The sequence below is a fragment of the Tepidicaulis sp. genome (assembly GCF_965222285.1).
GTDB lineage: Bacteria > Pseudomonadota > Alphaproteobacteria > Parvibaculales > Parvibaculaceae > Tepidicaulis.
In genome coordinates, this window is the sequence record NZ_OZ244942.1 from 2,360,282 (window position 1) to 2,383,369 (window position 23,088).

Annotated in this window: 28 protein-coding genes; 21 read left to right on the top strand and 7 right to left on the bottom strand. The window is 59.9% G+C overall.

Features of this window, described 5'->3' with window-relative positions:
• Window positions 1-3 precede the first annotated feature (3 nt).
• Window positions 4-921 carry a LysR family transcriptional regulator gene (locus tag ACOQOT_RS11300; RefSeq protein WP_420559368.1) on the bottom strand — a complete coding sequence of 306 codons (918 nt, stop codon included), beginning with the start codon at window positions 919-921 and terminating at the stop codon, window positions 4-6.
• Window positions 922-1,080: 159 nt separating this feature from the next.
• Here ACOQOT_RS11300 and wrbA point away from each other — a divergent pair, with 159 nt between their 5' ends.
• Together wrbA and ACOQOT_RS11310 are read left to right on the top strand one after the other, a co-directional pair.
• Entirely contained in the window at window positions 1,081-1,677 is a 597-nt protein-coding gene (gene wrbA, locus ACOQOT_RS11305; protein ID WP_420559369.1) for an NAD(P)H:quinone oxidoreductase, read from the top strand.
• Window positions 1,678-1,711: 34 nt separating this feature from the next.
• A complete protein-coding gene (locus tag ACOQOT_RS11310; protein WP_420559370.1) occupies window positions 1,712-2,713 on the top strand; it encodes a glutathione S-transferase family protein in 1,002 nt (333 codons plus the stop codon).
• 12 nt (window positions 2,714-2,725) lie between these two features.
• Here the strand turns inward: ACOQOT_RS11310 and ACOQOT_RS11315 are convergent, their stop codons facing one another.
• Together ACOQOT_RS11315 and ACOQOT_RS11320 are read right to left on the bottom strand one after the other, a co-directional pair.
• Window positions 2,726-3,118: a hypothetical protein gene (locus ACOQOT_RS11315; RefSeq protein ID WP_420559371.1), complete on the bottom strand. Its 393-nt coding sequence runs from the start codon at window positions 3,116-3,118 to the stop codon at window positions 2,726-2,728.
• Window positions 3,119-3,220: 102 nt separating this feature from the next.
• Window positions 3,221-4,201 carry a calcium/sodium antiporter gene (locus ACOQOT_RS11320; RefSeq protein ID WP_420559372.1) on the bottom strand — a complete coding sequence of 327 codons (981 nt, stop codon included), beginning with the start codon at window positions 4,199-4,201 and terminating at the stop codon, window positions 3,221-3,223.
• Window positions 4,202-4,339: 138 nt separating this feature from the next.
• Between ACOQOT_RS11320 and ACOQOT_RS11325 the strand changes: the two genes are divergently transcribed.
• Complete coding sequence (locus ACOQOT_RS11325) at window positions 4,340-5,767, top strand: amidase (RefSeq protein WP_420559373.1); 1,428 nt, start codon at window positions 4,340-4,342, stop codon at window positions 5,765-5,767.
• A 15-nt stretch (window positions 5,768-5,782) separates the two neighbouring features.
• Here ACOQOT_RS11325 and ACOQOT_RS11330 read toward each other — a convergent pair whose 3' ends face one another.
• Window positions 5,783-6,220, bottom strand: coding sequence for an NUDIX domain-containing protein (locus ACOQOT_RS11330; RefSeq protein WP_420559374.1), 438 nt, complete (start codon window positions 6,218-6,220; stop codon window positions 5,783-5,785).
• A 132-nt stretch (window positions 6,221-6,352) separates the two neighbouring features.
• Here ACOQOT_RS11330 and ACOQOT_RS11335 point away from each other — a divergent pair, with 132 nt between their 5' ends.
• The 7 genes from ACOQOT_RS11335 (at window position 6,353) to ACOQOT_RS11365 (ending at window position 12,184) form a co-directional block, all read left to right on the top strand.
• Window positions 6,353-7,213: a class I SAM-dependent methyltransferase gene (locus ACOQOT_RS11335; RefSeq protein WP_420559375.1), complete on the top strand. Its 861-nt coding sequence runs from the start codon at window positions 6,353-6,355 to the stop codon at window positions 7,211-7,213.
• Between the two features lie 96 nt (window positions 7,214-7,309).
• Window positions 7,310-7,966, top strand: coding sequence for a hypothetical protein (locus ACOQOT_RS11340; RefSeq protein ID WP_420559376.1), 657 nt, complete (start codon window positions 7,310-7,312; stop codon window positions 7,964-7,966).
• Window positions 7,967-8,102: 136 nt separating this feature from the next.
• Window positions 8,103-8,636 (top strand): response regulator, encoded by a 534-nt coding sequence (locus ACOQOT_RS11345; RefSeq protein ID WP_420559377.1) that lies wholly within the window; start codon window positions 8,103-8,105, stop codon window positions 8,634-8,636.
• Window positions 8,637-8,652: 16 nt separating this feature from the next.
• On the top strand, window positions 8,653-9,219 hold the full coding sequence (locus ACOQOT_RS11350; RefSeq protein ID WP_420559378.1) for a hypothetical protein: 567 nt from the start codon (window positions 8,653-8,655) through the stop codon (window positions 9,217-9,219).
• Between the two features lie 14 nt (window positions 9,220-9,233).
• The gene (locus tag ACOQOT_RS11355) at window positions 9,234-9,740 is read left to right on the top strand and encodes a response regulator (protein ID WP_420559379.1); all 507 of its coding nucleotides are present in this window, start codon (window positions 9,234-9,236) and stop codon (window positions 9,738-9,740) included.
• Between the two features lie 175 nt (window positions 9,741-9,915).
• Window positions 9,916-11,049 (top strand): ferritin-like domain-containing protein, encoded by a 1,134-nt coding sequence (locus tag ACOQOT_RS11360; protein ID WP_121879945.1) that lies wholly within the window; start codon window positions 9,916-9,918, stop codon window positions 11,047-11,049.
• Between the two features lie 142 nt (window positions 11,050-11,191).
• Window positions 11,192-12,184: a DUF2971 domain-containing protein gene (locus ACOQOT_RS11365; protein WP_420559380.1), complete on the top strand. Its 993-nt coding sequence runs from the start codon at window positions 11,192-11,194 to the stop codon at window positions 12,182-12,184.
• A gap of 63 nt (window positions 12,185-12,247) precedes the next feature.
• Here the strand turns inward: ACOQOT_RS11365 and ACOQOT_RS11370 are convergent, their stop codons facing one another.
• From ACOQOT_RS11370 to ACOQOT_RS11380, 3 genes are read right to left on the bottom strand one after another with little or no spacing between them, the layout of a single operon-like run.
• Complete coding sequence (locus ACOQOT_RS11370) at window positions 12,248-12,748, bottom strand: GNAT family N-acetyltransferase (protein ID WP_420559381.1); 501 nt, start codon at window positions 12,746-12,748, stop codon at window positions 12,248-12,250.
• An 18-nt stretch (window positions 12,749-12,766) separates the two neighbouring features.
• Entirely contained in the window at window positions 12,767-13,192 is a 426-nt protein-coding gene (locus tag ACOQOT_RS11375) for a DUF1801 domain-containing protein (protein ID WP_420559382.1), read from the bottom strand.
• 15 nt (window positions 13,193-13,207) lie between these two features.
• A complete protein-coding gene (locus ACOQOT_RS11380) occupies window positions 13,208-13,849 on the bottom strand; it encodes a TetR/AcrR family transcriptional regulator (protein WP_420559383.1) in 642 nt (213 codons plus the stop codon).
• Window positions 13,850-13,919: 70 nt separating this feature from the next.
• Here ACOQOT_RS11380 and ACOQOT_RS11385 point away from each other — a divergent pair, with 70 nt between their 5' ends.
• The 11 genes from ACOQOT_RS11385 to ACOQOT_RS11435 all read left to right on the top strand — a co-directional run bounded on the left by ACOQOT_RS11385 (window position 13,920) and on the right by ACOQOT_RS11435 (window position 23,054).
• Window positions 13,920-14,540, top strand: coding sequence for a hypothetical protein (locus tag ACOQOT_RS11385; RefSeq protein WP_420559384.1), 621 nt, complete (start codon window positions 13,920-13,922; stop codon window positions 14,538-14,540).
• A gap of 147 nt (window positions 14,541-14,687) precedes the next feature.
• Window positions 14,688-16,316, top strand: a complete 1,629-nt coding sequence (locus ACOQOT_RS11390; protein ID WP_420559385.1) for an acyl-CoA synthetase — start codon at window positions 14,688-14,690, stop codon at window positions 16,314-16,316.
• Between the two features lie 140 nt (window positions 16,317-16,456).
• Complete coding sequence (locus ACOQOT_RS11395; protein ID WP_420559386.1) at window positions 16,457-17,041, top strand: hypothetical protein; 585 nt, start codon at window positions 16,457-16,459, stop codon at window positions 17,039-17,041.
• Between the two features lie 125 nt (window positions 17,042-17,166).
• Window positions 17,167-18,354, top strand: a complete 1,188-nt coding sequence (locus ACOQOT_RS11400; RefSeq protein ID WP_420559387.1) for an acyl-CoA dehydrogenase family protein — start codon at window positions 17,167-17,169, stop codon at window positions 18,352-18,354.
• Between the two features lie 46 nt (window positions 18,355-18,400).
• Entirely contained in the window at window positions 18,401-19,543 is a 1,143-nt protein-coding gene (locus ACOQOT_RS11405; RefSeq protein ID WP_420559388.1) for an acyl-CoA dehydrogenase family protein, read from the top strand.
• A gap of 175 nt (window positions 19,544-19,718) precedes the next feature.
• Window positions 19,719-19,952 carry an AMP nucleosidase gene (locus ACOQOT_RS11410; RefSeq protein WP_420559389.1) on the top strand — a complete coding sequence of 78 codons (234 nt, stop codon included), beginning with the start codon at window positions 19,719-19,721 and terminating at the stop codon, window positions 19,950-19,952.
• 65 nt (window positions 19,953-20,017) lie between these two features.
• Window positions 20,018-20,452, top strand: a complete 435-nt coding sequence (locus ACOQOT_RS11415) for a hypothetical protein (protein WP_420559390.1) — start codon at window positions 20,018-20,020, stop codon at window positions 20,450-20,452.
• A gap of 39 nt (window positions 20,453-20,491) precedes the next feature.
• Window positions 20,492-21,670, top strand: a complete 1,179-nt coding sequence (locus tag ACOQOT_RS11420) for an NAD(P)/FAD-dependent oxidoreductase (RefSeq protein ID WP_420559391.1) — start codon at window positions 20,492-20,494, stop codon at window positions 21,668-21,670.
• A gap of 44 nt (window positions 21,671-21,714) precedes the next feature.
• On the top strand, window positions 21,715-21,939 hold the full coding sequence (locus tag ACOQOT_RS11425) for a SlyX family protein (RefSeq protein WP_420559392.1): 225 nt from the start codon (window positions 21,715-21,717) through the stop codon (window positions 21,937-21,939).
• Window positions 21,940-21,967: 28 nt separating this feature from the next.
• Window positions 21,968-22,393 carry an alternative ribosome rescue aminoacyl-tRNA hydrolase ArfB gene (gene arfB, locus ACOQOT_RS11430; RefSeq protein ID WP_420559393.1) on the top strand — a complete coding sequence of 142 codons (426 nt, stop codon included), beginning with the start codon at window positions 21,968-21,970 and terminating at the stop codon, window positions 22,391-22,393.
• Complete coding sequence (locus ACOQOT_RS11435) at window positions 22,383-23,054, top strand: RluA family pseudouridine synthase (protein WP_420559394.1); 672 nt, start codon at window positions 22,383-22,385, stop codon at window positions 23,052-23,054. Before arfB ends, ACOQOT_RS11435 begins: the two co-directional genes overlap by 11 nt.
• Window positions 23,055-23,088: the final 34 nt, after the last annotated feature.

The window sequence follows — 23,088 nt, forward strand, 5'->3', positions numbered from 1 at the left end:
CCTCTACACCCCAAGCCAGGGCGCGCGGCCTTCGCCGTATTTCTCCACCATGAAGTCCACAAAGGCGCGGACCTTGGAGGGCATGTGCCGCCGGTCGGCATAGATGAGATGAAGGCGCACTGCATCGTCGACCTCCTCTTCAAGAACGCGGACAAGCGCACCGCTTTTCAAATGCCGGTAGGCAATGAAGTCCGGCACATGCTGGAGCCCGAGCCCGGCCAATACCACCGGCTGAATGGCAACAGAGGTATTGGCGATGAAGCGGCCCGAGACGGGCACCGAGACGACCTGCCCCTGGCCATTGCGCAAGGTCCAATAAGAGCGGTCGGGAAGCTGGCTATTGATGATGCAGGCATGATGGCTGAGATCATCGAGCGTGCGCGGCGCGCCGAATTTTTCGATGTAAGACGGCGCGGCGCAGATGAAGCGGTGCACCGGGGCAAGCTGGCGGGCGATGAGACTTGAATCCGCCATGCCCGAAATCCGGACGCCCACATCATAGCCCCCCGACACGAAGTCGATCATGTGATCGGCAAGATCGATCTCCACCGTCAGGTCCGGATAACGCTCCATGAATTCGGGCAGCGCCTCGCCGAACTCATACTGCGTGAAGGAAATAGGCGCGCTGACTTTCAAGACGCCCGTCACCTTGCCCGAAAGCTCACTTGCGGCAGCCGCGGCAAAACGCGCCTCATCCACCGCCCGCTTGGCGTGATCGAGCACCGCCGCCCCTTCCCGCGTCAAAGACAGCGTGCGGGTGGTGCGGTTGAGGAGCCGGGCGCCCAGCGCCTCCTCCAGCGCCGTGACCTGGCGGCTGACCGCGCCTTTTGAGATGTGCAGCCGCTCGGCGGCCCGCGTGAAACTGCCCGCCTCCACGACTTCCGTGAAAATCCGCAAGAGATTGAGGTCGGGCAGGCTCATTTCATTGCATCCGTTATCGAAACAATATGTTTCTAGATACGTATATTATCATCATGAACGAAACAAACTAAATATCGCCCATGAGAGACAGCGCAACGGCGCGTTGCGGACCGGCCCGGCGGATTTCCTGCCTTAGGGCTTTCACAAAGGGGATGAGCGATGACCAAAATTCTCGTGCTTTATCACAGCTCTTACGGGCATATCGAAACCCTCGCCAAGGCGGTTGCCGAAGGCGTGACGGATGGCGGCGGCGAAGTGACGATCAAGCGCGTGCCCGAAACCATGGACAAGGAAACCATGGCCAAGGCCGGCATGAAAACCGAGCAGGAAGCGCCGGTCGCGCAACCTTCCGAGCTTGCCGAGTATGATGCCATCATCTTCGGCACCCCTACCCGCTTCGGCAATATGTCCGCGCAGATGCGCCAGTTCCTCGACATGACGGGCGGGCTTTGGGCGCAAGGCAAACTGATCGGCAAGCTGGGCTCCGTCTTCACCTCCACAGGCACGGGCGGCGGCCAGGAAACGACCATTACGTCGTTCCACTCGACGCTGCTGCATCACGGCATGGTCATCTCCGGCGTGCCTTACGGCATTCCCGAGCTTGCTGACATCTCGCAAGTGCATGGCGGCAGCCCTTACGGCGCAGCTACCCTTGCCGGTGCCGATGGCAGCCGCACGCCGACGCAGCAGGAGCTTGCCATTGCCCGCCACCAGGGCAAGCACGTTGCCGGCCTTGCCGCAAAGCTCGCCGGCTAACAGACACGATCACACGCATTAAAGGAGGCCCGCCATGGGCAAGCTCGTTGACGGTATCTGGCACGATGTCTGGTACGACATGGAAAAAACCAAGGGCAAATTCGTCCGCTCCGAAAGCCAGTTCCGCAACTGGGTGACGGCGGACGGCGCGCCCGGGTCCGGCGGTACGAGCGGCTTCAAGGCGGCCTCCGGGCGCTACCATCTTTATGTTTCCTATGCCTGCCCCTGGGCGCACCGGACGCTGATCTTCCGCGCGCTCAAGGGACTGGCGCCTCATATCGGCGTCACCGTCACCGATCCCTTGATGCTTGAAGAAGGCTGGACGCTGAAAGGCGAAGATGGCGGCGAGAGCGACCCGCTTTACGGCAAGCAACGCCTCTACGAACTTTACACGAAAGCCGACCCCGCCTACTCGGGCCGCGTGACGGTGCCCGTTCTATGGGACAAGGAAACGGAAACCATCGTCTCCAATGAATCGGCCGAAATCATCCGCATGTTCAACAGCGCCTTCGACGATTTGCCGGGCGTTAAAACCGGCCTCGATTTTTATCCGCAAGAGCTGCGCGAGGAGATCGACGCTATCAATGCCCGCGTTTATCGGGACGTGAATAACGGCGTTTATAAAGCCGGTTTCGCAACGAGCCAGGAGGCTTACGAAGAAGCCGTCACGGCGCTTTTCGATGCGCTTGATTGGCTTGAAGGCATCCTCACCCACAACCGCTATCTTTTGGGTGGACGGTTGACGGAGGCTGACTGGCGGCTTTTTACGACGCTCATCCGCTTCGATGCGGTCTATGTCGGGCACTTCAAATGCAACATTGCGCGGATCGAGGATTATCCGGCGCTGTCAGGCTATCTGCGTGAGCTTTATCAGGTGCCCGGCGTGCGCGAGACCGTGCATTTCGATCACATCAAAAAGCACTATTACGGCAGCCACAAAACGATCAATCCGGCGGGCGTCATACCCGCCGGACCGAAACTTCACCTCGACACGCCGCCCTGGCGCGAGCATCTGCCCGCCCGCTCGGCGGCATAAGCGAAAGGCATATTATTCCGCCAATGTGCCTTGCGCTTTGAAACGCTGCTTAACGAGCGCCCAGCTGCGGTTCTGGTCGTATTTGCCGTCCCGTGACAGCGCGTTATGGAAGGCCTTGAGCTCCGGGGAAGCACCCGAGGCGATATAGGCTTCCATATCCGCGATCACACAAGGACCGCCGATCACGACATCCGGGCCGCCTGCCGAGCATTGCCTGCCGATCCGGCGTAATTCGCGCAAGTGCTGCTCATGCAGCGCTTTCAGCTCTTCTTCCGAAGAAGGCAGCACCGTGGCCTGAGCGTTCATTTCAGTGGAGGCCGAACCATACTCATCGGCAATGGCCGGCATATAAATCGCTCCGAGCGTGATAGCGAACGCGTATAGAGCGGAAAACAAAATGCGCATCGCATCTCTCCCGTTTGACATTGTTCGCTGCATTAACGGGCAGCCGCCCAAAAGGTTCGCAAAGCGGAAACACCCTGCCCAGACCCTTTCGCACGGCGTAAATTATGCCGTAAGCGCAATGACATAGGCCGGCAGGCCAAGATAAAGGCTGGCGATGTAAAGCGCGAAGAAAATCACGAACACCGCCCCCTCGCTCCGGCTGATCACCCGCCCCGTCACCATGACAGGCAGAAGAACGAGCGCGGCGAGCACCATGATCCAGGCATCGTAAGCGGCAATCTGGCGCGTCACCGTCAAGGGTTCAACGAGCGCCGTGCCGCCGATAATGAGAAGAATATTGGCGATATTGCTGCCGATAATGTTGCCCACCGCAATGTCGCCCCGCCCCCGGTAAGCGGCAATGGCGGAAACGGCAAGCTCCGGCAGCGAGGTGCCGATCGCCACGAGCGAGAGGCCGATCACCGCCTCAGCCACGCCGAGAGCACGGGCAATGGACGTGGCACCTGACACCAAAAGATCGGCACCGAGCACGACACCGGCCAGCCCCGCCAGAAAAAGCGGAAAGGCAACGAGAAGCCGGGGCGGCAATCCGCCATATTCATCCGCTTCCGTTTCATGGCGCGCGGCAACGGGCGAGCGGTTGGTGCTTTCCACCCAATAACAAATGCCGATATAGACGCCGAGCAATGCGATAAAGAGCGCGCCCTGCAGCGAGCCGACCATGCCGGTGAGACAAAGCGCGGCCATGGCGATTGTGACGGCGAACATAAAAAGCCCGTCCCGCACCACAAGCTGGCGTTCGGGACGCAGCGGCTGAATGAGTGCGGTCACCCCGAGGACAAGAAGAATATTCGCAATATTGGAGCCGACGACATTGCCCACGGCGATATCAGGCTGGCCCACCAAGGCCGCGCTCAAGGAGACGGTGAATTCCGGCGCCGAAGTGCCGAAGGCAACGATCGTCAGCCCCACAATGATTTGCGAGACATTGAAACGCCCCGCAATCGCGACGGCCGCGCGCACCAGCACCTCCCCGCCCAGAAAAAGCAGCGCCAAGCCCGCCAGCACCGACAATACGTCCATGAAATCCCCCGGAAGACCGCCGCTGAGCCCAAGCTTGTGATCGGGCGCGGCGAAAGATAGTTTTGCTGGGCATAGATAAACACGAATAAAGCGCCGTCAAAAGCCCCGCAGAGGGCAGACGGAATAAAGGAGACGGGGATGGGCCGCTTTACCGAATATGGCGACTATGATGGGCTTGGCCTTGCGCGCCTTGTCAAAGACAAGGAAGTGACGCCCGGCGAATTGCTGGATGAAGCATTGGCGCGCACCGAAGCGCTCAACCCGAAATTGAATGCCATCGTCATCGAGAATTACGAAGAAGCCCGCCGCCTCGTCGAAAAAGGCGTGCCCGATGGCCCCTTCGAAGGCGTCCCGTTTCTTCTGAAAGATCTGCACTTGCTCTGGGAAGGCACGGAAACGACCTTCGGCTCCGATGCCTGGAAAGGCTATATCGCCGATCATAATTCGACGCTGACGGAGCGCTATCTTGCCGCCGGTCTCGTGCCCTTCGGCAAGACCAATTCGCCCGAACTTGGCCTGACCGGCACGACGGAACCCAGAGCCTACGGCCCGACGCGCAATCCCTGGAACCTCGAGCGCTCGCCCGGCGGCTCATCGGGCGGCGCAGCAGCTGCGGTTGCCGCCGGCATTCTGCCCCTTGCCAATGCCAGCGACGGCGGCGGCTCGATCCGTATTCCCGCTGCCGCCTGCGGTCTTTTCGGCATGAAACCGACCCGCGCCCGCACACCCATGGGCCCCGACAGGGGCGAGGGGTGGGGCGGCATGTCCATCTCCCATATCGTCTCGCACAGCGTGCGCGACAGCGCCGCCATGCTCGATGCAACAGGCGGCGAAGCGCCGGGCGATCCTTATGCCGCGCCCGCGCCGGAAGGCCCTTATCTGGCCGAGACGGAGCGCGAGCCCGGCGTTCTCAAAATCGCCTTCAACACGAAACGCGCCGACGGCAGCGAAGTGGAAGCGGAAGTCGCCGAAGCCATCAAACGCACGGCGATCCTGTGCGAGTCTCTCGGTCACATCGTCGAAGAAGCCGCCCCCCGCCTCGACCCGCAGGAAATGTCCACCCATCAGGCAACGCTCATCGGCGCGAATGTCGCCCTGGCGCTCAAGCAGCGCGGCGAGGCGCGGGGCCGGGAGATCGGCCCGGACGATGTGGAACTCATCACCTGGCTCATCGCGGAAGGCGCAAAAAGCCGCACCGCCGTCGATTATGCCGCCGCGACATTGTTCATCCATCAGATGAGCCGGCATCTGGCCCGCTTCATGAGCGGCTATGACGTTTATCTTTGCCCCACCATGGGCGCGCCTTCCATTCCGCTCGGCGTGCTCGACATGATGAACGAGGATGTGGGCGCCTATATGCAGGCCATCACCCACTACATGCCCTTTACCGGCCTTTTCAACATGACCGGCCAGCCTTCCATGTCCGTGCCGCTTTTCTGGTCGCAGGACGGCATGCCGATCGGCTCGATGTTTACGGGAAGGTTCGGCGATGAGGCCACGCTGTTCCGCCTCGCCGCCCAGCTTGAAAAAGCCCAGCCCTGGAAAGACCGGCGCCCGAATATCTAAACGCGCGCTAAGAGTTCAGGGGGCCCACATGGCAGGGGGCGTCAGCCCCTTGCTGATCTCCTCGATGCGTGCGCGGGTGGCCCCGCTCGTACCCTCCGGCAGGGCGTCCGGCGGAAAGAACCCGTATTCGGCAATCTCAAGGCTGCGCCGTGCTTCGCGCTCATAAGTGCCCGGCGAAACGACATAAAGCGCCACATGGTCGGATTTGAATTCGCGGAAATTGGCGTAAAGACCGAAAAGCCGGGGCAGTTCGCGCAGCAAAATACCCGCTTCCTCGTCAAGCTCGCGGGTAACCGACTGCAATGTGGTCTCGCCCCGCTCCACCCCGCCGCCCGGCAGATACCAGCCGCGCATATAAGAATGGCGCACGAGCAGCACCGCGCCCTGTTCATCGAAAACCGCCGCCCGGACCCCCATGGTGAGCGGCCGGGCAAGGCGCCAATAAATCCGCATCAAGGCATGGATGGATCTTCTGAGAGGATCGGGCTTTCCCGGGTCTTGCTGCACATCTTGCATGATTGGCGCTTGCCTTACAGGAGGGGGAAGCTTCTAGACTGTGCAGGCAGCATAACGGGAGGAAGACGCATGAGCCAACAGGCCGCCCTTAATCAGGATCAGATCGAGTATTGGAACGGTGAGGCCGGCGCCTCCTGGACCCGCAATCAGGAACGGGTGGACCGCTTTCTGGCGCCCATCACGGCAAAGGTGCTGGATGCGGCAAAGCCCACGCGCGGCGAGGCCATTCTGGATATCGGCTGCGGCTGCGGGGAAACGACGCTCGCGCTTGCCGAAGCCGCAGGTCCGGCGGGCCGCGTTACCGGCGTCGATATCTCCGCTCCCATGCTGGAACGGGCCCGCGAGCGGGCGGCGGCCAAAGGCCTTGCGCCCGAATTCATAAAAGCCGATGCCGCCTCGCACGATTTTGCGCCGGAAAGTTTCGATCTCGTCTTCTCCCGCTTCGGGGTCATGTTTTTCGATGAACCGGCTGCCGCCTTTGCCAATATCCGCAAAGGCATGAAAAAAGGCAGCCGGCTTTCTTTCGTCTGCTGGCGCGAGGCAAAAGAAAACGACTGGGTCTTCCGCCCGCTCGTTGCCGCCCTGCCTCACATCACCCCGCCCGAGCCGCCCGCCCCCGGCACGCCCGGCCCCTTTGCCTTTGCCGATGAAAGCCATGTGCGCGGCCTCCTCGAAAAAGCCGGCTTCGAGAAAATCCATCTCGACCCGCTCGACATCGATCTGACCATGGCCGAGGGCGGCAAAGATATGCTCGATCAATCCATCGATTTCGTTCTGGAAATCGGGCCGGTCGCCCGGGCGCTCAAAAGCGAAGATGCGGCAGTAAAAGAAAAAGTGATCGGCGCCGTGCGCGAAGAGCTCGCCAAGTTCGAAACCGCTAAAGGCCTCGTTCTCAAAGGCGCCTGCTGGATCGTCAGCGCCCGCACCTGAGGGCGGGCGGGGCCTGCCCATCCGCCGCGATTCAGCATTCTTCAACCATAGGCGCCTAATCTCATAAGCCTCATTCACTTTGCTGTGGAGGCTTTCATGGGATTGCTGTCGCGCTTTCGCTCACCGCGGGAAGACCGCTTCGCCGCTCCCTTGCCTGCCGCACCGCACGCGCGCGCCGAAACCGGCAATGAAGCCGGCAATGGCGCCATTCAAGGCGCGATTTCGCGGGCTCTGCGCCCCTCCATAGCCGGTATGAGCGAGACGGCGGAAACCGCCGAACGGCTGAGCGGCGCGCTGCACATGCTTGAAGCGGCCATTCTGGCCATCGACCATCTGACCGAACTTCTGGCCGAAGGCACCGAGCTTTGCGAAAATGCCCGCGAGGCCGTCAACACCGCCAAACGCGCCGCCATTGCCGAGCGCTACAGCGCGCTTCTGGAGCGCATCGACGCTTATGTCATGAACATCGCCGAGGGCGAGGCCAATCTTATCGACGGCAGCCGCAAGACCTGCGAAATCACCCTCGATGCGGCAGGCCAATCCCGCGTCGTCCTGCATGTCGCCAACCTGACAAGCGGGCCGAGCGGCCTCGACCTTTCCGCCCCGAGCGAAGCCTTTGCCAGCCTCAGCGCCATCGACCGCAGCCTTGCCGAGCTTACCGTCGCCAAAAACGTCGCGTTGCACACGGCGGACCTCTTCGCCGACAGCGCCGCAGTGCTCTCCGAACGGCTTGGGCGCCTGAAAACGCTCTAAAGCCTTAACGCGCGTTAAGATAAATCCGCCTTAAGGAAAAGAATTCCTTAGTTCCATTGCGAAATTTTTAACGAAGCGGCTCTAGCCTTTCCCGTATTGCAACAGCGCCTTTTGCAACCGGGGGAGACACCGCGCCGTGTTCGCACCAACATCCGAAGCCATCAAGCTGTTCTCCAAGCTCAGCATCCTCGTCGTCGAGGACAGCGCTTATATGCGCAAGCTGCTTGGCGAGCTTCTGCATGCGCTGGAAGTCGGCACCATCCTGGAAGCGGAAAACGGGGAAGATGGCTGGGCCAAGTTTCAAGATTACGTGCCCGACATCGTGCTGACCGACGCCGCGATGGAACCGACCAACGGCTTCGACCTTCTGCGCCGCATCCGCGCGGCGGAAGACCCGCGCCTTGCCACCGTGCCCGTTGTCATGATCACCGGGCATTGCGAGCGCGAAGCGGTTGAGCTCGCCCGCGATCTCGGCGTTACCGAATATCTTGCCAAACCGGTCACCCCCGTCGGGCTTTATTCGCGCCTCGTGGAAGTGGCCGCGCATCCGCGCCCCTTCGTGCGCGCTGATGGGTTCTTCGGGCCCGACCGGCGCCGCCGCGCCACCAACAAATATGACGGGCCCGAGCGCCGCCGAGGCCGCACGCGCTCCGCCCTGCTCGACATTTGAGAGGAATTCAGCCGCCATGCCGCACTCTCAATATCCCTCCGACCATGCCCAAGTGGGAATGCAGGTGAACAGCGGCGCCGACGGCGTCGAAGTCGTTCAGCCGCCCTCCATCGTCACCCGCAAGCTGGGTCCCGGCGCCGTTTTGCCCATGCGTCTCGATCCGCGCGTATTGCAGCGCATGGAACGGGCCATCGAAAAAATGGCCGACAGCTACGAGAAATCGCTGAAAACCGAAATCCGGCAAATGCTGCTTTCCCATGACGAATGGCAATCGGGCAAACAGGAAGCCATTCACGCCATCTATGCGCTTTCCCATGACATTCGCGGGCTCGCCGGCACCTTTTCAAGGCCGGTGACAGGGCGCATCGCCAACGCGCTGTGCCAATATCTCGAAGCCCTGCCCAATCTCGATGCCGCCGACGGCGCGGTCGTGCGCCTGCATGTCGATGCCATGTTCGCCGCGGCAACCGACGCGCAGGAACCGAGCGAGGAAGTCGCCAAGGCGACGCTTGCCGGGCTCGACCGGCTTGTCGGGCGGGCGCTCGAACATTACCGGCCCTCCGCCGCCCCGCTGCGCGGCTGAGACAGGCAGAGCGCATGAGCACCACCAATCCCATCGACAAACTCTCCATTCTCATCGCCGATGACAGCGAGACGGTGCGCCGTCTTCTTGCCTCGCTCCTCGCCGCGCTCGGCGCAGGCCGCGTCTTTATCGCCAATAATGGCAGCGAGGCGCTGACCACATTCTTCCGCTATTGCCCGGACATCATCATCACCGATGCCGCCATGGCCCCAATCGACGGCTATGAACTCGTGGACACGGTGCGCACGCATCCGGAAAGCCCGGACCCCAATGTACCGGTCATCATGCTCTCCGCCCTATCGGGAGATGCCCATGAAGCGCGGGCCGAGCAGATGGGCGTCAGCATTCTTCTTTCAAAGCCGCTCGTACCCGAAGCGCTTTACAAAGCCATCAGCGAAGCGCTGGCAAGCGCGGAACGGCGCGCTTGGCTGGAAGAAGCAGCGCTGAAAATCGCCGATCCGAGCCCCCTTCCCGCCGACAAACAGCCCCTGCCCGCCGGCCGCTCGCGCATGCTGCACTGAGCCTTGCCGTTAAACCTTTGTTTTCCAAAGGTGACACAGGCGTCATTTTCTTTGATTTTTGCGTAGTTCCCCTCTATATTTACCTTAGGGAATGTCCTTCATGTGTTGGCACAAGAGCGCCTAAGCGCCGCCGGCCAAGACATGACGAGGGGACAAACGAACTGGAGGAAACCGCATGACATCGAAAGACGGCAACATCACTGTCGATACGGCTTATGAAGCCGTCGACCCCAAAGACTTTCCGGCGATGATGGATGTCGAACGCTACGGCAACCGCTCGACCGCGTTCGACAAGATCATTTCCGCCACGCACGACCATTTCTGGGATCCGCTGGATACGAAATATATCGACTTCTCCCTGCCCTTCGACATGGAGAACGAATATCTCATCGAGCCGAGCCAGAACATGGAGCTGAAAACGGCGGTCGCCGACAAGCTCGATGAAAAGCAGAAAATCCAGCTCGTGAACATGAACGTGCATTGGTCGCTCTCCTCGATCCTGCACGGCGAGCAGGGCGCGCTGGCGCTGTCGGCGAGCCTCTGCCACATCCTGAAAGACCCGGGCGCGCAGGAATATGCGGCGAACCAGACCCGCGAAGAAGCCCGCCACGTCACCGGCTTCACGAACTACATCAAGGCCCGCTGGGGCAAGCCTGTGCAGGTCGGCCCGGCGCTCGGCGATCTTCTGACCGAGCTCGTGCTCTCCCCGCTCGTCTGGAAGAAACTCGTGGGCATGCAGATGCTCGTCGAAGGCCTCGCCATGGGCGCCTTTGCGACCTTCTACAAATTCTCCCGCGACCCGCTGATGGTCAAAGTCATGCAGCTGACCATGACGGACGAAGCCTTCCACCATAAGTTCGGGAAAATCTGGGCGGACCGCACCATTCCGAAACTGTCGGAAAGCGAGCGCAACCAGATCGAAGACTGGGCCTGGGAAGTCTTCCAGGTGCTGCTCTATAACCTGGGCAGCCCGGAACAGAAGAAATGGATGTATGAGCGCATCGGCCTCGATTGGCAGTGGGTGCAGAGCGCCTTCATGGAAGCCATGACGGACAGCAACATCCGCGAAGACATGCAGGAATCGACCAACATCTTCCGCGTGCTCATCAAGACGCTGCTGAAAGCCGGCATCATCACCGAGCGCACTTCGGGCAACTACGCCGCCTTCATCGACATGAAGGAACTTTACGGCGAAGGCGACCGCATGGTCGGCGACGACATTGCCGAGGAAGGCATCAAGTTCCTGCGCAAGCTGAACGGCAACAATGGCGCCTATATGTCCCTCGACAGCATGACGGCTGCCGAATAAGCAGGCTTCGCACTTGTTGAATTTAAAGGGCGGTCTTCGGGCCGCCCTTTTTCTTTGCAGACAAAAATTTGATCAAAAAAAGCGTGAATCGCACCTAAGCTGTAATGGCGCTACGCAACACCTTTCGCGAACGAGATGAAAGATGCTGGAAATTGATAACGCTCTCAGTTTTCTATCGCCAATAGAATTGGAATCATTCCAAACTTTTTACCCGTTTGCTTACAAGAAGATCACAAACATCATCCACAGCAAAAAGCGGTTCGTGCATTATTCAACCGCCGAAGCGGCTGTATCTATAATACGAAACAAAGAAGTCTGGATGCGACAGGCATCTACGATGAACGATTTCCAGGAAATCGAGCATGGTCGGCATTGTCTTCAGCAGGCGCTGAAACACCCTTCGGGTGAAAAGCTCAAAAAACTATTGGAAGATTTGTTTCCTGGGCTTTGGAGCAAGCTGTTTGAATTCCTAGAGGGCTGGTACGGTGATTTTAGAAATGAGACATACATTGCTTGTATTTCAGAGCATGACAGTCCTAACGAAGATTCTATCGGACGCCTTTCGATGTGGCGCGCTTATGGAGGAACAGTTGGAGTAGCACTTGTCCTCAATCCGTATGCTTTTATAGCTCCCTCAAACGCACTTGATGCTTACACCAGTCCCGTCGCATACCTATCACCCGCCGATTTTATTACACACTTTGTAGATCTCGTATCGAGCTTGGAATGCAAGAAGGAACTGCTGATCGAATTACAAAGAGAGACCGTTCTGAATCATCTATTCAACATATTCAAACTAGCATTGCTGAGCACCAAGCATCCGGGGTTTCATGAAGAAAAGGAGTGGAGAATTATTCATTCCCCTACACTCCAGAAATCCGTACGCTTGAAAAAAGAGATTCATTCCATTCGAGGGGTCCCGCAAAAAATATACAAAATCCCTCTTGCAAACATTCCAGAAGAAAACTTGCTTGGGGTGGAACCAGACCAACTCTTAGAACGAATAATAGTAGGCCCCTCAGATCAACCTTATGAAATAAGGGAAGCCTTTATCGAACTTCTGGAAGAAAACGGCGTGACTAACGCATCAGACAGAGTGACCGTCTCAACCATCCCATTGCGGACCAGGAGTTAGGTATTCTAGATATGGGAAGCAACGCTTCCAGGATCGTCGAAGGCCAGAACGCGACATAACAAATCACCCCTCCAGCCGCTTTTCCATCGCATAATTATGAATGGCCGTGCCGCGCAGATCGAAGTCGCGGCGCTTGACGACGGTAAACCCCCGCCGCTCGAAAAGCCGCTTTGCCGCCTCGCTTGCTTCCACATAAAGCCGCGCCATGCCTTGAGCGCGCGCATGGGCCTCGAGCGCAGCATAGAGCGCGGAGGCAACGCCTTTGCCCGCGGCATCCGGATGCGCATAAAGATGATCGATATGCCCGTCCGCCTCGAGATCGCCGTAGGCCAGCAGCCGGCCTTCTTCATCTTCGGCAATGAGAAAGAAGCGCCCATCCGCCGCTTTTTCGATATAGGTCTCGGGGGAAAGCGGCTTCGGCGCCCACGCCGCCACCTGCTCGAACGTATAATCGCGGCTGCCCACTTCATGAACGGAGGAAAAGAACAGCGCGGCAAGCGCCGCCGCATCCTCTCGCCGGAAGGGGCGCAAGGTGAATGTCAAACCGTCTGCGGTTTCAGGCATGGCGCGCCTCTTTGTTACTTATTTCCGGGGCCGCTTTTTATATGTGAGCGCCAGTTGAATGCAATGGCGCAGCTCGTCTTCCGGCAAAGCTTCATCCGGTTTGAAATGCAGCGCGCGATTTCCCTCGAAGGTAAAAACATCCGGGTAATGCGTGCGGAACATCTCGGCGAGGCGCGTCTGACAATGAACGTAAAGCGCCCAGGTTTGCCCGTCCTTCGAGACGCCGAGGCGGATCGTGCTGCCGCTTTTCGTTTTAGAGGTGAGGTAAGAAGGCTGGCCCCATTTCAAACATTCCTCAAGCGGCCCCACGCCTTCGGTCGCCGCCGCCGTTTCAAAAACCAGCGCGCGCAGTTTCAAAAGCGGACGGCGCAGCTTTGCGGGGAACGCGCCGAATGCCGCCTCGACGCCTTTGTCTTTGAATGGCGGTGTTGCGCGCATGTTCATCGCCCCCTCCTTCGCTCACATATTGGACGGCCCGGCCAGACGTCGCAAAAGCTGCGCCAGGCTTTCGCCGTAAATCTTGCGCGCCGCCGCCGGGTCCTGCGCATTGGCAATGGCAAGCGCCGCCTGCATCGCCGCGCCTGAAATCACATCCGCCAAAGGCTCGAGCGGCTGATCCGGGATCAAGCCTTCATCCACCAGATGCTCGAGCGCGTGGCCGATCAGCGCCAGATGGAAGGGCCGCTGCACCTCGCGCCAATCCGCCCAGCCCATCACCACCGGCCCGTCGAGCAGCAAAATGCGCTTCACCTCGGGCCGAGAGAAAATATCGAGCATGACCTGCGTGCCCACATGCAGATCCTCGCGGTCATGTTCGATGCCCTGCATCGTCTTTTCAAAGATTTCCTGTCCGCATTCGGTCAGCATTTCCTCGAAGACCGCCCGGAAAAGATCCTCCTTATCGGCGAACTGATAATAAAGCGCGCCGCGGGTAATCCCGGCGGCCGCGACGATTTCCTCGGTCCCGGTTTCCGCATAGCCCTTCTCGCCGAAGAGCCTGCGGGCCACTTCCAGCAGTTTGACGCGGTTTTTCGAGGGCCGTTTTGCCCTTGATTTTGCCTCTTCCGGGGCTTTGACGGGGGGCGTCGTTTCAAAACTCATTTCATACAGCTTGTATAATTTATAAATCCGGCTTATTTAATCATACAGCCTGTATGAAAAGGAGCAACCAATGGCCGCTTCACCTTCCCGTCAGATCCCCTGGTGGCTCTTTGCGCTGGTGCTGGGGCTGAATGCGCTCTGGCTGTGGCTCTACATCGTGCCTGCGGGCCGGAGCGAAGCCGGATTGCTCGAAATCACCCGCCTGACGGCGCGCCTTTCCGTGCTGCTCTTCTTTTTGACCTTTGCCGCTTCAGCCCTCTTCAAGCTCTGGCGGAGCGCAATGACGCGCTGGCTCCTCGCCAACCGGCGCTATATGGGCCTTGCCTTTGCGCTTTCCCATTTCATCCATCTGGGCGCGCTCACCGCCTTCTTCCTCGTCAGCCCGGAAGAACCGGCACTCGTTGCGGTCATCGGCGGGGGCATCGGCTATGCCTTTATCGCCGCCCTGGCGCTTACTTCCAATGACCGGGCGCAGCGGGCGCTGGGTGCGAACTGGCGCAGGCTGCACCTCACGGGCAGCTGGTATCTCTGGGCGATCTTCCTGAATTCCTATGCCGGCCGGGTCGGCGAAGGGCGCGAGCCGGAATGGCTTTTCCTAAGCCTGACGGGGCTTGTCCTTTCCATCGCCCTCTTGCGCCTTGCGGCCTGGATGAAGCTGCGCTGGCGCCGCCTTGCCCGGCAGGCTGTCTGACAGGCCGGCTGACCCGGCAAGCAATTGACACAACTGTCAGTGATTTTCGCCGCGTCTTCTCCCCTTCTAGGGTAGACACGCGTGAGAGATGACGGCGGACGCCAAAAAGGTATGATGCCTCCCATAAGAACTCATCAATGAGATCACTTGAGGGAGGAAGACATCGTGGGTTGGAATTACGGCGATATTCTCGATCAGATCGCAACCGTTCTGCCGGGCGATGCGCCCGCGCTTATTCACGGCGAGCGCATCATAAACTGGAAAGACATGACGGCGCGCTCGAACAATCTTGCCCGCGCCCTGCATGCGCGCGGCGCCAAGCCCGGCGACAAGATCGCCTTCTATATGCGCAACCGCCCGGAATATATGGAAACGCTCGCCGCTGCCTTTAAAGGCCGGCTGACCCATGTGAACGTCAATTACCGTTATAAGGCAGACGAAGTCTTTTACATCTTCGACAATTCCGATGCGCAGACCGTCATCTATGGCTCCGAGTTCCGTGACACGATTGCCCAAATCAAAGACAAGCTGACCAAGGTCGGAACCTTCGTGGAAATCTCCGATGACGGAACGGTTGCCGATTTCGCCGTCAATTACGAGACCCTGGTGAAGGAAGGCGATGGCAGCCCGCTCGGCATCGAGCGCAGCGGCGATGACATGCTCTTCATCTATACGGGTGGCACGACGGGCATGCCCAAAGGCGTGATGTGGACGCATACGGCGCTGCGCGAGGCACAGCTTGCCGCGCTCCGCCGTCTCGGCCCGGTGCCTGAAACCATGCCCGCACTGCTTGAGGCAATCAAAGAAGCAGGGCCCGGCGGGCGCATCATCCCCGCCTGCCCGCTCATGCACGGCACGGGACTTCTCACTGCCATGGGCCATATGATGAATGGCGGCTGCATCGTTACGCTGAAAGCGGCTTCCATGGATGCCGAAGAAATCTGGCAGACCGTGGACCGGCATCAGATCGACACGATCGCCATCGTGGGCGATGCCTTCGCCAAGCCGCTCCTGCGCGAGCTGGAAGAACATCCGGGCAAATACGATCTTTCCAGCATCGTCACGCTCATTTCCTCCGGCGTGATGTGGAGCACGGATGTGAAGAAGGGCCTGCTCAAGCACATGCCCCAGGCCATCATGACGGACAGTTTCGGCTCTTCCGAAGGGCTCGGCTTCGGCTCCTCGCTGATGACCGCGGACGGCGAGATTCAAACAGCGAAATTCCAGATCGGTGACACCTGCAAAGTCTTCGACGAAGAAGACAACGAAGTCGTGCCGGGCTCCGGCAAACCGGGCTTTATCGCCATCCCCGGCAATATTCCCGTCGGCTATTACAAGGACGAGGAAAAAACCGCCAAGACCTTCCGCACCGTGGGCGGCGTGCGCTACTCGATCCCCGGCGACTGGTGCACCGTGGAGGAAGACGGCTCGCTCACCCTGCTCGGGCGCGGCTCCGTCTGCATCAACACGGCCGGCGAGAAAGTCTATCCGGAGGAAATCGAGGAAGCGCTTAAAACTCATCCGAGCGTCGAAGACGCGCTGGTCATCGGCGTGCCGGACGAAAAATGGGGCCAGGCCGTCACCGGCATCGTCAAAGTCTCCAATGGCGCCGACTTCTGCGAGGACACACTGCGCGCCCATGTGCGCGGCCAGCTTGCCGGCTATAAAACGCCCAAACGCATCCTGATCGGCACCGTTCCCTTCCGCGCGCCCAACGGCAAAGCGGACTACAAGGGCGTTACAGCTTTCGCCAAAGAAGAACTTGGCATAGCCTGAGTTATTCTTTTAATTTACGCCATTACTTAAAGATTTTCGGAAGCGGCACATTGAAAAATGTGCCGTTTTTCTTTTTTATTCACTTTCAATAAAGATATTATCGTTTCAATATACATATAAGACTGGGATGGGGACGTATCGTGACGGCAAATTTGGGCACAGGCCGTACTGCATTGATCGAGCATGCCCGCCGCACGGGCGCGCCGATCGGCCGCGCTAAAGCCGAGGAATGGGTAAAGGCCATTCCCCTCAACACCTGGGAACTCGATCCGGTTTTAACCTCCCCCAGACTAACCCGGGCACTGGAGCACTGGCAGCGCATGGCCGAAGACGGGCTCTGCCCCCGCCACGGCGACCTTTTCCTGCCCGATCTCGCCGAAGCCGTGGAAAACGCCTTCATGGTGGAGTTGCAGGCCGAAAGCACCCGCGAAGGCCGGGACGATTACCGCTGCGTCTATATGGGCAAGGAGCTCGTGGAGCTGGTGGGCGTGGACAATACCGGTCAGCTCGTAAGCGAATGCATGCCGCCGCTCTTCGTCGATCAGTACAACGCCATCAACCGCCTGGTGCGCTGCTGGCGCCGGCCCATCCGCGGCCATGGCACGTTCGAAGCCTGGCAGGGTATGGACAATGTCCGTTTCGAATCTCTCGTCATGCCCTGGAGCGAGGATGGAGAGGTCGTCACCCGGCTCTTTACCTGTTTGGAATTCTCGCCCGGCTCCTAACAAGATGCAGAAAACCCAAGCCTAATCGCGCCCGGCCCCAGCAACTAGTACATCAATTTTACGACTTGTAAGCAGGCCGCTCACTGCTATGCTCCCGCCATCACAATTCATGAGGGAGTAAACGAATGGACGCGCTCGAAAAATTCCGCGCCGAGACCCGCGAATGGCTGGAGGCCAACTGCCCTGCCTCCATGCGCACCCCGATGAAAGACGGCGAAGAGCCCTGGGGTGGGCGCAACGCGGTCTGGAAAAACCCGGATTCGAAAGTCTGGATGGAGCGCATGGCCGAGCGCGGCTGGACCGCGCCGACCTGGCCGAAGGAATATGGCGGCGGCGGCCTCTCTAAAGAAGAAAACATGGTGCTCCAGCAGGAACTACGTCGCATTCATGCGCGCACCCCGCTGATGAGCTTCGGCCTCTGGATGCTTGGCCCGGCACTTCTGGAATTTGCCAATGAAGAGCAGAAGAAAGAGCACATTCCCCCGATCGTGCGCGGTGAAATCCGCTGGTGCCAGGGCTATTCGGAACCGGGCGCGGGCTCGGACCTTGCCGGTCTTCAGACCAAATGCGAAGACAAGGGCGACCATTACCTCGTCAACGGCCAGAAGATCTGGACGTCTTATGCAGACAAGGCCGACTGGATTTTCTGCCTGGTGCGCACCGACACCTCCAAGAAACATGAAGGCATTTCCTTCCTGCTGATCGATATGGACCAGCCAGGCGTGGAAGCGCGGCCCATCTCCATGATTTCCGGCGCCTCGCCCTTCTGCGAAACCTTCCTGACGGATGCCAAAGCGCCGAAGAAGAACCTGGTGGGCGAACTCAACAAGGGTTGGACCATCGCCAAGCGCCTGCTGCAGCACGAACGCGCCATGATTTCGGGCATGGGCCTTGGCGGCGGCGGGGGCGCAGGCCCCGGCATCGAACAGGCCGCCAAAGACTATATCGGCGAAGAGAACGGGCGCATTGCCGACCCGTCCGTGCGCGACAAGATCGTGCGCCAGAAAATGGACAGCCAGGCTTTCGCGCTGACCATGCGCCGCTCCGCCGAAGAAGCCAAAGCAGGCCAAGGCCCGGGCGCGGCCTCTTCCATGTTCAAATATTACGGCACGGAACTGAACAAGCGCCGCTACGAGCTGCTGCTTGAGGTGATGGGCATTCAGGGCCTTGGCTGGGAAGGCGAAGGCTTCAGCGACGACGAGCTGACAACCACCCGCGCCTGGCTGCGCTCGAAAGGCAATTCCATTGAAGGCGGCACGTCCGAAGTGCAGCTCAATGTGATCGCCAAGCGGGTTCTGGAACTGCCGGAATAACCGGCCCTGCCCTTCAAGCAACATCAAGAAACGAAAGAGACAGGACATGGCGTTGGTATTGAACGAGGAGCAGGCCCTCCTCAAGGAAACCGCAGAACAGTTTTTTCAGGAAAAAGTTCCCGTCGCCAATTTCCGCAAATTGCGCGACAGCAAGGACGAGAACGGCTACGACACCGCCGTGTGGCGCGAGATCGCCAATCTCGGCTTTGCCGGCATCATGGTGCCCGAACAATATGGCGGTACGGATTTCGGCCCCGTCGGCCTCGGCCTCGTGCTGGAACAGGCCGGGCGCACGCTGGCGGCAACGCCGCTGATCTCCACCGTGCTTTTGGCGGGTTCCGCCATTCAGCACGGCGGCACGTCGGCTCAGCGGCAAAAATATCTGCCGCTGATCGCCTCGGGCGAAATCGTCATGGCGCTGGCGCTGGAAGAAGGCGCCCATCACAACCCCTGCGCCATTGCCACGAAAGCGGAAGCGGCGGGCGATAATTTCAAGATCACCGGCAAGAAAGTCTTCGTGCTGGACGGCCATGTCGCCGACGTGATGATCGTCGCCGCGCGCACCTCCGGCGGGCCGAAGGACACAAGCGGCATCACGCTTTTCCTCGTGGATACGAAAAACACGGACGGGCTGAAAATCACCCGCACCCACATGGCCGATCACCGCAATGCGGCCATTGTGGAGTTCGACGGCGTGAGCGTGCCCGCCGCCAATGTACTCGGCTCCGTCGATGGCGGCTGGGACGTGCTGGAACCGGCGCTCGATATCGGCCGGATCGGCATTGCCGCCGAAACGCTGGGCCTCATTCAGCAGGTCTTCGACACCACCGTGGAATACCTGAAAGAGCGCAAACAGTTCGGCAAGGTCATCGGCTCCTTCCAGGCGCTGCAGCACCGCGCCGCCGAGCTCTTTTGCGAAGTGGAACTGTGCCGCTCCGTGGTGCTCGAAGCCTTGAGCGCCGTCGAGGAACGGCGCAACGACGTGCCGAAGCTTGCCAGCCTTGCCAAGGCCCGCCTTGCCGAAGCCTCGCGCCTCATCACCAATGAAGGCCTGCAGATGCATGGCGGCATCGGCATGACGGACGAATATGACGTCGGCCTTTTCATGAAACGGGCGCGTGTCGCAGCGGCAACCTTGGGGGATGCCAATTTCCACCGCAACCGCTACGCCGAGCTCGACGATTACTGAGCCTTTTAGGGCGGAAACACGGGATCGGGGCGGCCTTGCGGGGCCGCCCTTTTTTTGCCCGCCCACTCGACAAACTCCCCCCTCAAAGCCCATACTGCGGCCAGAAAAGCCCATGAGTCGGCCCGCCGGCCGGGCTTGCCGTCCCAACCGCCCATGCAGGAGCGAGACCAGCCCCATGTCCGACGATAACAAGGAAAACCCCGAGCGCATCACGGTGTTGGCGAAAGACTTCACGCCTGCTGCGATGGAGTTTCACCGCCGGAACATGAGCGCGAAAGGCTACCGGATGGAAGGCCAGATCGTGCCGCGCAAGTTCATGATGATCGAAGGCATGGGCGAGCCCAAATCCCTGTTCGAGGGCGAAGCCTTCTACGCCGTCACCTTCGTGCGCAAGTCGGCGGACGAATAGAACCGGCAGGGGCTTTCAGTGATGCGCTTGCCAAACTCAGCGCCTACCCGGCCAAGGCGAGTGACATGAGCGACCCTTCCTCAGATGACCGCCCGGAAACGTCCGAACATCTGCCCGAGACCGCCGCAGATGCGCGCTGGATATTGCTGCGCGATCTTTTCGTTTTTCAAGGCAAGCTGATCCTGGACGGGTTGCGGGACCTTCTCCTCAGCCCCCTTTCCTTTATCGCGGCGGCCATCGACCTTCTGTCCGGCCCGCGCAGCCAGAACTTCTACGAGCTTCTGGAGATGGGCCGGCGCAGCGAGCACTGGATCAACCTTTTCGGTGCGGCAAACCCTGAGAAACCTGCGGAAGGCACCCGCAGCGCCGATGATCTCGTCGATCAGATGGAAGAGCTGGTCAAACGCCAATATGAAAAAGGCGGCATGACTGCCAATGCCAAATCCGCCATCGACAAAGCGCTCGATGCCTTGCAGAAAAAGGCGCGCCGGGATAGCTAATCCCCTTTCCGGGCAGTCTCAGACGGCGCAGGACAAGTTTTGCAGCATTTCGACGTGATCATTATTGGCGCAGGCGGCGCGGGCCTGATGTGCGCCATCGAGGCGGGACGCCGGGGCCGGCGCGTGCTGCTGCTCGATCACGCGAAAAAACCGGCGGAGAAAATCCGCATTTCGGGCGGCGGGCGCTGCAACTTCACGAACCTGCATGCGGGCCCCAAAAACTTCCTCTCCCGGAACCCGCATTTCTGCATCTCCGCGCTGAAGCGCTACACCCAGCAGGACTTCATCGCCAAGGTGGAAACCCATGGCATCGCCTATCATGAGAAAACCTTAGGCCAGCTTTTCTGTGACGGCTCCTCGCAGCAGATCATCGACATGCTGATCGGCGAAGCCAAAGAGGCTGGCGCGGAACTCTGGCTCGGCGAGGAAGTGACGGGCATCGAGAAAAGTGCCGAGGGCTTTCGCCTCTCTTTCGGCGAGACGGGATTGAGCTGCGCCTCGCTTGTTATTGCAAGCGGCGGCAAGTCCATTCCCAAAATGGGCGCCACTGGTTTTGGCTATGAAATCGCCAAGCAGTTCGGTCTTAACATCGTGCCGACCCGCGCAGGCCTTGTGCCGCTGACCTTCAAGCCGGAGCTCCTTTCCCGTTTGAAAGAGCTTGCCGGTGTCGCGCAGGATGCGGCGGTGAGCTGCGGCAAGACACGCTTTGAAGAGGCGCTCCTTTTCACGCACCGGGGCCTCAGCGGCCCGGCCATCCTGCAAATTTCTTCTTATTGGCGCGAAGGTGAAGAAATTGCCGTCAACCTGGTGCCGGGCCGTGACCTTTTGGCGGAACTTAAAGACGCGCGCCAGGCCCAGCCGAAACAGGAACTGCGCACCGCCCTTTCCCAGATCCTTCCCAAACGCCTTGCCGAAAAACTTTGCGAGCTTCACGGGCTCGACGGCCGGCTTGCCGATCTGTCCGACAAATATCTTGCCCGCGCCGCGCAAAGTCTGACCGATTGGCGTATCCTGCCGAACGGTACCGAGGGCTACCGGACGGCGGAGGTGACGCTGGGCGGGGTCGATACGGACGGTCTTTCCTCCCGCACCATGGAAGCGCGCGAGGTACCAGGGCTTTATTTCATCGGCGAAGTGGTGGATGTGACGGGGCATCTCGGCGGTTTCAATTTTCAATGGGCCTGGTCCTCCGGCCATGCGGCAGGCCAATATGTGTGAACGGCACAGCAAAGCGTTGGGGGCGAAGCGATGAGGGCAAAGCGATGAGTGAAATGGCAGACCTGGAAGCGCGGCTGGCAGATCTTGAAAGCCACCTCGCGCATCAGAATGAAACCGTGACGGGCCTCAATGACGTCGTGACCGAACAATGGCAGCAGATCGACCGGCTGACCCGGCAGGTCAAACAGTTGATCGAACGTTTATCGCTGGCCGAAGAGGCGCTGGAAAAGACGCAAGGGCCGGCGCATCAGCGCCCACCCCACTACTAAAAGCCGGCGAAATACCTATAGTGCCGCCATGATACCCGTTACCCCGCATATCTCACTGCCGGAAGAAGAGATCAGCCTGAGCTTCATCCGCGCCTCCGGGCCCGGCGGGCAGAACGTCAACAAGGTCGCAAGCGCCGTGCAATTGCGCTTCGATGCGCGCGCCTCCCGCGCTCTGCCTTACGAGGTTAAAAGCCGCCTTTCCTCTATCGCCGGCTCGCGCATGACGAAAGAAGGCGTGATCGTGATCACCGCCAACCGCTTTCGCACCCAGGAAGCGAACCGCGAGGACGCAATCGAACGCTTGAAAGAACTGATCGCCCGCGCGGCTATAAAGCCGAAACCGCGCATCCCAACCCGGATCAGCCGCAACCAGAAGAAAAAACGGCTCGAGGAAAAAACCAAACGCGCGCAAATCAAACGCGCCAGAAGCGGGAAGATCCGTTTTGACGACTAGCAGCGAGCGCCCCTTCATCTATGCCCCGCCCGTAGAGCCCTATCTAACGGTGCTGCATAAGGACGAAGATATTCTCGTACTCGACAAACCGTCGGGACTCTTAAGCGTGCCGGGGCGCCCGCTCGAGCACCGCGACTGCCTCGCAAGCCGGGCACAGGAACAATTCCCAAGCGCCACGGTCGTTCACCGGCTCGACCTCGACACGTCCGGTGTCATCGTCATGGCGCTGCACCGCAAAGCGCACCGCCATCTCGGCCTGCAGTTCGAGCGGCGCAAAACGCAGAAAACCTACATCGCCCGCGTTTGGGGGCAGGTCGAAAAAGACGAAGGCCGGGTCGATTTGCCGCTCACCATCGACTGGCCGAACCGGCCCAAGCACATTGTCGATCATGAAACGGGCCGGCCCTCGCAAACCGACTGGCAAGTCATGGACCGTGAAGCGGTGGCAACGCGCATGCGCCTCACCCCTATCACCGGGCGCTCACACCAGCTGCGCGTTCACATGCTCGCGCTCGGCCACCCGATTATCGGCGATCCGCTTTATGCACCCGATGACGCCTTTCATGCCGCACCGCGCCTGCAGCTTCATGCCGAAAGCCTGACGCTGCATCATCCGAAAGACGGCGAGCTCGTCACCTTCACCGTGCCCTGCCCTTTTTGATTGCCTGAAAAGCGCCGCCTCCCTTAGCATCCTT

Excerpts from the sequence above, each read along its gene's own strand:
- ACOQOT_RS11360 (WP_121879945.1), top strand. The coding sequence starts at position 9,916 with ATGACATCGAAAGACGGCAACATCACTGTCGATACGGCTTATGAAGCC.
- ACOQOT_RS11335 (WP_420559375.1), top strand. The coding sequence starts at position 6,353 with ATGAGCCAACAGGCCGCCCTTAATCAGGATCAGATCGAGTATTGGAAC.
- ACOQOT_RS11325 (WP_420559373.1), top strand. The coding sequence starts at position 4,340 with ATGGGCCGCTTTACCGAATATGGCGACTATGATGGGCTTGGCCTTGCG.
- ACOQOT_RS11410 (WP_420559389.1), top strand. The coding sequence starts at position 19,719 with ATGTCCGACGATAACAAGGAAAACCCCGAGCGCATCACGGTGTTGGCG.
- ACOQOT_RS11315 (WP_420559371.1), bottom strand. The coding sequence starts at position 3,118 with ATGCGCATTTTGTTTTCCGCTCTATACGCGTTCGCTATCACGCTCGGA.
- ACOQOT_RS11365 (WP_420559380.1), top strand. The coding sequence starts at position 11,192 with ATGCTGGAAATTGATAACGCTCTCAGTTTTCTATCGCCAATAGAATTG.
- ACOQOT_RS11370 (WP_420559381.1), bottom strand. The coding sequence starts at position 12,748 with ATGCCTGAAACCGCAGACGGTTTGACATTCACCTTGCGCCCCTTCCGG.
- ACOQOT_RS11300 (WP_420559368.1), bottom strand. The coding sequence starts at position 921 with ATGAGCCTGCCCGACCTCAATCTCTTGCGGATTTTCACGGAAGTCGTG.
- ACOQOT_RS11380 (WP_420559383.1), bottom strand. The coding sequence starts at position 13,849 with ATGAGTTTTGAAACGACGCCCCCCGTCAAAGCCCCGGAAGAGGCAAAA.
- ACOQOT_RS11355 (WP_420559379.1), top strand. The coding sequence starts at position 9,234 with ATGAGCACCACCAATCCCATCGACAAACTCTCCATTCTCATCGCCGAT.
- ACOQOT_RS11320 (WP_420559372.1), bottom strand. The coding sequence starts at position 4,201 with ATGGACGTATTGTCGGTGCTGGCGGGCTTGGCGCTGCTTTTTCTGGGC.
- ACOQOT_RS11340 (WP_420559376.1), top strand. The coding sequence starts at position 7,310 with ATGGGATTGCTGTCGCGCTTTCGCTCACCGCGGGAAGACCGCTTCGCC.
- ACOQOT_RS11385 (WP_420559384.1), top strand. The coding sequence starts at position 13,920 with ATGGCCGCTTCACCTTCCCGTCAGATCCCCTGGTGGCTCTTTGCGCTG.
- wrbA (WP_420559369.1), top strand. The coding sequence starts at position 1,081 with ATGACCAAAATTCTCGTGCTTTATCACAGCTCTTACGGGCATATCGAA.
- ACOQOT_RS11405 (WP_420559388.1), top strand. The coding sequence starts at position 18,401 with ATGGCGTTGGTATTGAACGAGGAGCAGGCCCTCCTCAAGGAAACCGCA.
- ACOQOT_RS11425 (WP_420559392.1), top strand. The coding sequence starts at position 21,715 with ATGAGTGAAATGGCAGACCTGGAAGCGCGGCTGGCAGATCTTGAAAGC.
- ACOQOT_RS11400 (WP_420559387.1), top strand. The coding sequence starts at position 17,167 with ATGGACGCGCTCGAAAAATTCCGCGCCGAGACCCGCGAATGGCTGGAG.
- arfB (WP_420559393.1), top strand. The coding sequence starts at position 21,968 with ATGATACCCGTTACCCCGCATATCTCACTGCCGGAAGAAGAGATCAGC.
- ACOQOT_RS11375 (WP_420559382.1), bottom strand. The coding sequence starts at position 13,192 with ATGAACATGCGCGCAACACCGCCATTCAAAGACAAAGGCGTCGAGGCG.
- ACOQOT_RS11350 (WP_420559378.1), top strand. The coding sequence starts at position 8,653 with ATGCCGCACTCTCAATATCCCTCCGACCATGCCCAAGTGGGAATGCAG.
- ACOQOT_RS11415 (WP_420559390.1), top strand. The coding sequence starts at position 20,018 with ATGAGCGACCCTTCCTCAGATGACCGCCCGGAAACGTCCGAACATCTG.
- ACOQOT_RS11310 (WP_420559370.1), top strand. The coding sequence starts at position 1,712 with ATGGGCAAGCTCGTTGACGGTATCTGGCACGATGTCTGGTACGACATG.
- ACOQOT_RS11330 (WP_420559374.1), bottom strand. The coding sequence starts at position 6,220 with ATGCGGATTTATTGGCGCCTTGCCCGGCCGCTCACCATGGGGGTCCGG.